This is a genomic window from Streptomyces sp. NPDC044033, assembly GCF_056434425.1.
Window position 1 is genome coordinate 152,695 of sequence record NZ_JBWKFF010000001.1, and the last position, 9,497, is coordinate 162,191.

The 9,497-nt window shown below is 72.9% G+C and carries 7 protein-coding genes; all 7 read left to right on the forward strand.

The genetic code is table 11. The annotated features are described in order from the left end of the window. The first annotated feature begins 35 nt into the window (after positions 1-35). On the forward strand, positions 36-764 hold the full coding sequence (locus AC07AB_RS00700) for an ANTAR domain-containing protein (protein ID WP_478557806.1): 729 nt from the start codon (positions 36-38) through the stop codon (positions 762-764). 193 nt (positions 765-957) lie between these two features. Next, positions 958-1,332 carry an STAS domain-containing protein gene (locus tag AC07AB_RS00705; RefSeq protein ID WP_478557809.1) on the forward strand — a complete coding sequence of 125 codons (375 nt, stop codon included), beginning with the start codon at positions 958-960 and terminating at the stop codon, positions 1,330-1,332. A 170-nt stretch (positions 1,333-1,502) separates the two neighbouring features. Next, the gene (locus tag AC07AB_RS00710; protein WP_478557812.1) at positions 1,503-2,903 is read left to right on the forward strand and encodes a DNA-binding protein; all 1,401 of its coding nucleotides are present in this window, start codon (positions 1,503-1,505) and stop codon (positions 2,901-2,903) included. A gap of 310 nt (positions 2,904-3,213) precedes the next feature. Continuing rightward, positions 3,214-5,907 carry a helix-turn-helix transcriptional regulator gene (locus tag AC07AB_RS00715; RefSeq protein WP_478557815.1) on the forward strand — a complete coding sequence of 898 codons (2,694 nt, stop codon included), beginning with the start codon at positions 3,214-3,216 and terminating at the stop codon, positions 5,905-5,907. 192 nt (positions 5,908-6,099) lie between these two features. Continuing rightward, positions 6,100-6,243, forward strand: a complete 144-nt coding sequence (locus AC07AB_RS00720; protein ID WP_478557818.1) for a hypothetical protein — start codon at positions 6,100-6,102, stop codon at positions 6,241-6,243. Positions 6,244-6,246: 3 nt separating this feature from the next. Then, entirely contained in the window at positions 6,247-8,310 is a 2,064-nt protein-coding gene (locus AC07AB_RS00725; RefSeq protein ID WP_478557821.1) for a hypothetical protein, read from the forward strand. A 160-nt stretch (positions 8,311-8,470) separates the two neighbouring features. Then, positions 8,471-9,424: an RICIN domain-containing protein gene (locus tag AC07AB_RS00730; RefSeq protein ID WP_478557824.1), complete on the forward strand. Its 954-nt coding sequence runs from the start codon at positions 8,471-8,473 to the stop codon at positions 9,422-9,424. Positions 9,425-9,497: the final 73 nt, after the last annotated feature.

Below are 9,497 nucleotides of genomic sequence, written 5' to 3' on the forward strand. Positions count from 1 at the left end.
ATGGTCCGGGTGGCACCCGAAAGGGGGCGGCTTCGGTGAACCATCCGGTGATGGCCGACTATCTGCGCGCCCTCAGTTCCCATGCCGGTCCCGGCCTGGCACCGCTGCCGCTCGCGGACTGCGCCGGCATGCTGGGGCTGGACGGTCTCGGCCTGCTGCTGGCCCCCGGCGGCGGGTCGGCGGAACTGGTGCAGTCCTTCGGCGAGCGCACCGTCGCGCTGGAGGATCTGCAGCAAGTACAGGGCCAGGGCCCGAGCCTGGACGCCGCCCGTCACGGTGCCCTGATGCTGCTGCCCGACGTGACCGACACCTCCGCGTTCGCCACGGACCGCTGGCCCGGCCTGCCGGGCGCCGTCGAGGCGCTGGACGTACGCGCGGTGTTCTCGTTCCCCTTGCGCATCGGGGTCATCGCGCTCGGCGCGCTCACCGGCCACCGCACCCGGCCCGGCCCGATGTCCACCCACCAGCTGACCGACGCCTTCGGCATGACCGACACCATCTCCCAGATCACCATCGCCACCGTCGCCCACCCGGAGTCGCCGGGCACTCCGCTGCTGGACGAGCCCGGTCTCCACTTCGCCGAGGTCCACCAGGCCACCGGCATGCTCGCCGCCCAACTGGGATCCGACTGCGCCCACGCCCTGATCCGGCTGCGCGGTCACGCCTTCAGCCACGACCGGGCCCTCTTGGACGTCGCCCGCGACGTGCTGGCCCGCCGGCTGCGTTTGAACGACAACGGAGACGCCCTGCCCCGGCGCGACTGACGGGGGACGGACGGCCGGCGGCCATGTCTTCCGGGCCCCTGTTCTGCCGCCATGTACCAGCAGCACCAGCACATCCGCAGCCCGTCGGAACAATCCGTCAGCGGACCAGCACAGTCCGCTAGCCTGGAAATGCCGACCCGGACCCGTTGGCGCCCGGTCCCCTGGACATCCGCCTCCGGAGAAGAGGGTCGTCGTGACCCCACCCCCTGCAATGGCCTGCGTCAAAGAAGTCCGCCCCCACGGAGACTGCACCCTGGTGGTCCTGTGCGGCGAAATCGACATCCACACCGCCGCCCACATCACCGACTGCCTGGACACCCTCACCCACACCGGCGACGCCGACCTGCTGGTCGACCTTCGCCCCGTGGACTTCATGGACGGTTCCGGCGTACGGCTCCTCAACCGCGTCCGAGCCCGGACCAGCGGCCGCCACGGACGCCTGCGCCTGATCTGCACCCGCCCCGCGACCCTTCACCTGCTCAACCATCCACGGCTGCGCCTGGACTTCGACATCCTGGACCGGCTGCCCGCCCCCGTACCACCGCGGGCAGCGGCCTCACCGATGTGAATGCGCCCTGGGCCCGCTCGCCCAGCGGAGCCCCTTCAAACGGCCGCATCGCTTCCCCTCTTTGAGAAGTGCGGGGGCCTTGGTATCCGGTGAAACCGACCGGCCGAGGGGCGGCCCGCGCATAGGCTGCGCACCCGGCGTGACGCCGCCGGGCATGTGAGGGGGAAGCAGTGGATCATCTCTTCGCCGTCGAGGGCGCGTTGGCGACACCGATCTCGCCGACCGGACTGGCCGAGGAAGGGCTCTTCGAACGCCGGCACCTACAGGAGTGGGTGATCGCCAACCCTCAGGTCCTGGGTGAGTCGGTGCTCGTCATCACCGCGGAGTTCGACCGGTGGGCCGATACGGACGGGGTTCCGGCGCGGGACCGGCTGGACGTCCTCGGGCTGGACGCCACCGGGCGGCTCGTAGTGGTCGAGCTGAAGCGGGGAACGGCCGACCGGGACGTACATCTCCAGGCGATCACGTACGCCGCCCTGGTGTCCCGGTTCGATCTCGACACCCTGGCCCAGGCGCACCGCGACTTCCTGACGGGCCGGGGGCAGACCGTCGGACTCGACGCGTGCAGGCAGCGCCTCCTCGACCAGGTGGACGGGGACTGGAGCCCCGAACTGCTCCAGCGCCCCCGGCAGGTGATCATCGCCGCCGGTTTCCCCAAGCAGGTGACCCACACCGTGGTGTGGCTGTCGGAGATGAACCTCGACATCGACCTCGTCCAGGTGGGGCTGTGGAAGGTGGCAGGCCATCTGGTCGTCGGCTTCACCAAGGTCTATCCGACGCCGGAGGTGGCGGAGTTCACCCTCGCTCCGGCCCGTATCGAGGCCAAGGCCGCCGTACAGAAACTGGAGGAGCGCTCCCGGGCCCGCAACGCCGCGCACATCCTCGTCGCCGCCGGCCTGCTGCCGGACGGGACCGGAATGCGGCTGACGCCGAGGCACGGCGCGCCGCGATCCGTCCGCGAGGCCATCCTCGCCTGGGCGGCCGAGGACGACAGCCGCACCAAGGCCGCGTGGAACAACAATCCGGCAAAACCGCTGATTTGGGATGCGGACGGCAAGCCGTACACGCCGACCGGGCTGGCCAGCCACATCTTCACGAGCGTGACCGGCCGGACCGCCGACGGGATACAGGGAACGACCTGGTGGGACGTCGACACCGGCACCGTCCCGAGCACGGTGGACCCCGATGAGTGGGCGGCGCTGGCAGGTGCCAGCATCGCGGACCTGGCCAAGCAGCTCGGCGGCGCCCGCAGGGACTGGACGAGTCTGCACACCCTGCTGGACGCCACCCCGTCCGGGCGGTGGACGACCTACGGCGACGTGGCATCCGTCATCGGCAGCCACGCCGTCCCGGTCGGCACCCACCTGGCGACCTGCGGCCAGTGCCCCAACGCGTGGCGGGTCCTCACCGCGGCCGGGCGCGTCAGCTCGGGTTTCCGGTGGACCGATCAGACGCGCACGGACGGGCCCGCGGACGTCCTGGCGGCCGAGGGTGTCCGGTTCGACGGTGGAGCGGCCGTTCCGGAAGCCCGTTTGCCGCTGGCCGCGCTCCGGAGCCTGCTCGACGGTTGACCGAGGTTCCTTCGAGTACGGTCCAGGCGGGAGCGAGGACGGTCCCAGGCGGGAGCCGTGGACCGGTCGGCCGTCCCGGGCAAGGGCCCGGCGGCCGTTGGCCGGTATTCCGGCGGGAGCCTTCCGGCAGCCGGTCCGCGTCAGGGCTTCCTTTCGGATTCGCTGTCTCTTCGGGCAGGCATTTACATTGCTTCGGCGCCCGATGGGGCGTTTTGAGCGCCCGAGTTGACAAATCTCGCGCCAACTCATCACGATTTGAAGGAGTTAGAGGTTCTAACGCGGATAACAAGGATAGAGGAGGCCGACTCCGATGCAGCTCGTTGCCCGGGAGAGGGAGCGGAGTGAGCTCGATCGGCTGCTGGTCTCGGCGGCGGACGGGCGTGGGGGCGCGCTCGTGGTGGCCGGGGAAGCGGGAATCGGGAAGTCGGCGTTGCTGGATTCCGCCGTGGAGGCGCTGGAGGGGTTCGCGGTAATGCGGGCCGCCGGGGCCGAGTTCGAGCAGGATCTGCTTTTCGCGACGCTGCATCAGTTGTGCGCGCCCTTTCTGAAATACCGGTGGGGGCTGCCGGCGGTGCAGCGGAAGGCGCTGGAGGCGGTCTTCGGGCTCGGGGAACGGACGTCGCCCGATCCGCTGACGGTCGGGCTGGCGGTTCTCGGGCTGTTGAACGAGGTGGCGCAGGAGCGTCCGGTGTGCTGTGTGGTGGATGACGCGCAGTGGGTCGACGACGCCTCGCGGCGGGCGCTGGTCTTCGTGGCGCGGCGGGTGGCCGTCGAGCGGATCGCGGTGGTGTTCGCCGCGCGGGAGGTCGGGGCGGGGACCGGGCTCACCGATCTGCCGCGGCTGCCGCTGGCCGGTCTGGGGGACGAGGACGCCCGGGCGGTGCTGGGGGCGGTGACCCATGCCGGGCTGGACGCCGAGGTGTTCGACCGGATTCTGGACGAGGCGCACGGCAACCCGCTGGCGCTGCTGGAGTTCGCGCACGACGCGGGGCCGTTCGGGGTCGCCCGGCCGCGGCGCTCCCGGGCCTGTGTGGTCGCGGCGCTGGAGGATCAGTACGTCCGCTGCCTCGACCGGTTGCCGCCCGCCGCCCGGACACTGGTGGTGCTCGCCGCGGCGGAGCCGGTCGGCGATCTCGGGCTGCTGCGGCGCGCGGCGGCGCTCCTCGACCTGGATGCCGCCGGGCTCGACGCCGCGGAGAGCGCCGGGCTGCTGACCCTCGGGCCGCGGCTGCGGTTCCGGCATCCGCTCGTACGCTCGGCGGTGTACGCTGCGGCCACGCCGTGCACGCGCCGGCGGGTGCACGGCGCGCTCGCCGAGGCGACCCGCCCCGACACCGATCTCGACCGCCGGGCGTGGCACCGGGCGCACGCCGTGGTCGAGGCCGACGAGGGCGTCGCCGCGGAGCTGGCACGCTCCGCCGACCAGGCGCGGCTGCGCGGCGGGTTCGCCGCGTCCGCGGCGTTCATGGAGCGGGCTGCGCAGCTGACGCCCGCGGCCGACCGCGAGGCCGACCGGCTGCTCGACGCCGCGCGGCTGCGGCTGCAGGCCGGCGAGCCGGCCGCGGCCCGTGCCCTCGTCGCCCGCACCGAGCACCGTCCGATGGACGCCCGCGGGCAGGCGGAGGCGCGCCTGCTGCGCGCGCGGGTCGACTACCAGCTGGGCCACAGCCCGCAGGCGACCACCACGCTCGTCGACGTCGCCGAGGGGCTGGACCCCGACCGGGCGAGGGAGGCTTATCTGGAGGCGTTCGCGTCGTTCATGTACAACGACAACGAGCCCGGCCGGCTCCAGCAGCTCGGCGCCCGGATCCGGGAGCGGGCCCCGCTGCGGGTGCCGCCCCGGCCCGTCGATCTGCTGCTCGACGCCCTGCTGGACCAGAACATGCTCTCCGTCGAGGAGGCGGTGCCCGCGATGCTCGGGGCGGCGGCGGCCTGCCGCGAGGCCGCCGCGCCGTCGACGGGGCCGTTGCGGATGAACCTCGTCTGCCAGCTCGTCATCGACCTGCGCGACGACGCGCTGATGGAGAAGGTCGCGAACCGCCAGGTGAAGGTGGCGCGCCGTCAGGGCGCCCTCGCCACGCTGCCGCAGGCGCTGCGCTACCAGGCGATCGCCAGGGTCTCGGTCGGCCGGTTCGCGGAAGCGGCCGTCAGCCTCGCTGAGGCGCGGTCGGTCGACGAGGCCGCGGGCACGGCCCCGCTGCTGGGGGCCGAACTCGTCTGCATGGCGTTCAGCGGCGACGTCGCCCGCTACCGCGAGGTCCAGTCGCTGCTGGGCAGCGGCGGGCGGCCGTTCGAGACCGCCGGCGAGCACTACTCGCGGGCGGTGCTGCACAACGGGCTCGGCAATCACGAGGCGGCTCTGGAGGCCGGGTTGGCGGCTCAGCAGCGGCAGCAGGGCGGTTCGTATTCGATCTGGTCCGTCAACTCCGAGCTGGTCGAGGCCGCCGCGTACGTCGGCCGCGGCAAGGAGGCCGACGCGGCCCTGGACCACCTGGAGGCGCTGGCCCGTACGAACCCGGTCCCGTGGGCCGTCGCCGAGTGGCTCCAGGCCCGCGCCCTCCTCGGCCGGGACGAGGACCGCGAAGCGCTGTACCGGGAGGCCATCGACCAGTTCGCCCGGACCCGGGTGCGCGTGCTGTACGCGCGCGCCCGGATGACGTACGGGGAGTGGCTGCGCCGTGAGAACCGGCGCCCCGAGGCCCGGGCCGAGCTGCGGGCGGCGCACGACATGCTCTCGGCCATGGGCGCCCGCGGCTTCGCCGAGCGCGCGGCCCGGGGGCTGCGCGCCATCGGTGCGCGGCCGCGCCCGCACGGTGAGAATCCGCTCGGCCAGCTCACCACCCAGGAGCGGATCATCGCCGGTAAGGTCGCCGCCGGTGCGACGTCCAAGGAGGTGGCGGCGATGCTCTTCCTCAGCCCGCGCACGATCGATGCCCATCTGCGCAACATCTATCGCAAGACGGGCATATCCTCACGCCGCCAGTTGCGCGAGTTGTCTCTGTGACCACCCGAAACGGAATTACGTAATCGACCGGCCCCGGTCTACGTAGTCATCACCGATGCGCGGGCACCCCCGGCGCGGCATCGTCGGTATTCACGATCAATCACGATCAGTCACGTACCGGCTCTCAAGTCCATACGCCCGAACGCACTCACGTCCGAAAGTCATCACGTCCGAAAGCAGGAAACAGGCTCGATGATCACACAGGTGGTTCTGCCGGGCCTCGCGGAGCCCTCGGCCGACCAGGCGCCGGCCCGCGGGGCGGCCACCGGCACCCTCGTCGGCACAGCCGGCGCCCACAACGCGCGCACCGGCCACCACCAGCGGTTCAGCGGATAACCGATGCGAACGCCTCCCACCCCCATGCCCCTCACGCACCGCCCCGTCGACTCCCACGCGGACGTCCTGGCGAGGCTGCGCAAACGCGTGTTCACCGGCCGGGTCGCCGAGCTGCGGCTGCTGCGGGAACTGCTGCTCAGCGACCGGCGGGGCTGCTTCGTGGTGTGGCTGCACGGCATGGGCGGCGTCGGCAAGAGCGCCCTGCTGCGCCGGTTCGCGGACGAGACGGAGGCGCACGGCAGGACCGCCCGCTCGGTCGACATGCGCGGTACGGACCCGACGCCCGAGGCGTTCCTCGCCGCGCTGGGGGCGCAGGGGCCGCCGGAGGAAGCGCATGTGCTGCTGATCGACTCGGCGGAGTCGCTGGGCCCACTGGAGCAGTGGCTGCGCGATGAGTTCCTGCCGCGCATGCCCGCCCATGTCCTGCTCGTGATCGGCGGCCGGCGGCCCCCGTCGGCCGAGTGGCGCACCGACGCGCAGTGGTGGCACGCGCTGCGCAGCATGGAACTGGACGGCATGGACGACGCCGAGGCCGCGCAGCTGCTGCGCAACCGGGACGTCGCCGAACCGGCCGTCCCCGAGCTCGTACGGGCCGCACACGGACTGCCGCTGGCCTTGGCGCTCTTCGCCGACGCGCGGGAACGCGCCCCTCGGGGCGAGGACCCCTACCGCGGCGGGGAGCTGCGCGACTCCCCCGGCCTGGTGCGCGAACTGCTGCGGCTGCTGCTGCGGGAGAGCCCGACGCCGGACCGGGCCGACGCGCTCCACGTACTGGCGCTCGCCCGCGTCACCACCGAGGAACTGGTGCGCCACGCGCTGGAGATACCGGCGGCCGAGGCCCGTACGCTGTGCGCCTGGCTGAGCGGACTCTCCTTCGTCCACAGCACCGCCGACGGCCTCGTCCCGCACGAGCTGGTACGGGAAGCGCTCCTGGCCGATCTGCGCTGGCGCGGCCTGGAGACGTACGAGCGGCTCTTCCGCCGGCTGCACGCGCACCTGGCCGAGCGGCTGGCGGAGCACGGCGGCGGCCGCTGGGCGTTCGGCGCGGGGCTCGCCTACCTGGGGCGTACGAACCGGATCGCGCGGGAGGCCGTGGACTGGCACGGCGCGGACCGCCTCCAGCTGCGGACCGCCCGCCCGGCGGACCTGGACGGCGTACTGGCCGCGATCGAGGAGGAGCACGGCGCCGCGGCCGGCGTCCTGGCCCGGCAGTGGTGGGACCAGCAGCCCATGGCCTTCACCGTCGCGGAGAACGGCCGCCGCGGGATCGTCGGCGCGCTCGTCGCGCCCTGCCTGGAGGCCGGTGCCACCGGGCTGCCCGACGACCCGGTGGCGCACGCCGCCCTGCGGCACGCCGCGGGCCGGTCGCCGCTGCGGCGCAGCGAACGGCTCCTGCTGGCCCGCTGGAGCACCGGCAGCGCGGTGGCGGCCGGCTCCGCGCTGACCACACTGTGGGCCACCACCCCCGGCCTGGCGCTGAGTTGGACGTGCACGGCGCCGGACCAGCGGGCGCTGTCGACGCTGCTGGAGCTGTACGGGCAGCAGCGCACGGCCCCGGTCGACGGCCCGGACGGCGAGCGGGTCTCGCCGTACCTCCAGGACTGGCGCAGCGCGTCGTTCGACCGCTGGGCCGCGGCGCTGCGCACCCGGCTGCTGTCCGACGACCCCGGCGCGCTGTCCGCGCCGGCCGGCGCCGCCGCGGCGCCCCCCATGCCCTGGCCGGAGTTCGCGGAGGCCGTCAAGCACGCCTACCGCAGCGCGCTGGACCCGCGGCAGCTCGCGGAGAGCGCGCTGCTGGGCACCCGGCTGGTGGCGCCCGGCGCGGACGCCGCGGCGCTGCGCGCGACGCTGACCGAGACCGTGGCGCAGCTGCGCGCGCTCCCCGGGCAGCGGCAGCTGGGGGACGTACTGGAGATCACCTACCTGAGCGGGCCGCGCAGCCAGCAGGCGGCGGCGAGCCGGGCGGCGCTGTCCTTCAGCACCTACCGGCGCCGGCTGTCGGCGGCGCTGACGAGGGCGGCGGAGCTGCTGCGCGAGCGCGAACTGTACGGATCAGTAACCCGGTGAGGGCGGATCAAGGGTGTTCAACTCTTGCTCATCACGCGCTCACACCGCCCACGGGGCGGTCCCGCGCGAGCCCGCCGGTGATTCACTGGCCGGGGGCGCAGCGGGCGGGGCGGATCCACCCGCACTATTACTGTCGCAGCTTCTGAGTGGGGAACGGGCCTTGAGCGATACTGAACAGGACGACGCGAAACGACGGCGGCGGGCACGGTTCGTCGCCGCACTGACCACGAGCTCCCAACAGCCGGGAGAGCGCTCCCGCGTGGGCACCAGGGTCGCCGGCGCGGCGGCCGTGATGGCGCTCGCCGCGGGCGCCACCTTGGGCGTGGGCGCGTGGCGCAGCTACCAGTCGGACGAGCACGACAAGCAGCAGCGGATCGCGGCCGAGCAGACGGCGAAGAAACGCGAGCTGCTCACGCACACCCCCGCGCCGCACACGGCCGACCCGAAGCCGACGCGGCCGCCCGAGCCCACGCACACCCAGGACCCGCCGCCCCAGACGTCGGTCGGCACGGGGACCGAGCCGAAGAGCGCCGGCACGCCGTCCGCGAAGCCGAAGACGGCGGCGGAGAAGAAGAAGGAGCAGGAGGAGAAGCTCAAAAAGGCGGGCCCCGTCCAGCCGAAGGAGATGGTGTTCCGGTCGCAGTCCCTCGTCAACACCCCCAAGACGCTGCTGCGGAACTTCTCCACCGGCCTGTGCATGGACATCCCGGGCAACGGCCCCGGTTCGCAGAACACGCCCGTCAACCAGTACCAGTGCGACGGGACCGACAACGACAACCAGCTGTGGGACGTCCGGGTCTACCACAAGGGCAAGGGCCCCGGCGGCTCCGACCTCGTGCTGATCGACAATGCGAAGGACGGCCTCTGCCTGGATGTGCCGATGTTCGGCCCGATGCCGGCGGGCACCAAGCTCATCGAGGCGCCCTGCACCGACTCGTTCAAGGACAACCAGCTGTGGTGGCTCGAACCGGCCGGGGGCGGCACCGTGCACATCCGCAATTTCGCCAGCCACGGCCTGTGCGTCACGGTCGGCGCCAAGGACAAGCCGGAGAACAACGACCGGCGGCTGATCCTCCAGAAGTGCGACGACGGCGAGAGCCGCTGGCGGATCTGACAGCGCTCCGGTAGAGCCCATCGGCCCCGGCGGGGAAATCCCCGCCGGGGCCGATTCATGTCCGCCGCCCCGC

Coding starts and splice junctions, on each gene's coding strand:
- AC07AB_RS00725 (WP_478557821.1), top strand. CDS start 6,247: ATGCGAACGCCTCCCACCCCCATGCCCCTCACGCACCGCCCCGTCGAC.
- AC07AB_RS00715 (WP_478557815.1), top strand. CDS start 3,214: ATGCAGCTCGTTGCCCGGGAGAGGGAGCGGAGTGAGCTCGATCGGCTG.
- AC07AB_RS00720 (WP_478557818.1), top strand. CDS start 6,100: ATGATCACACAGGTGGTTCTGCCGGGCCTCGCGGAGCCCTCGGCCGAC.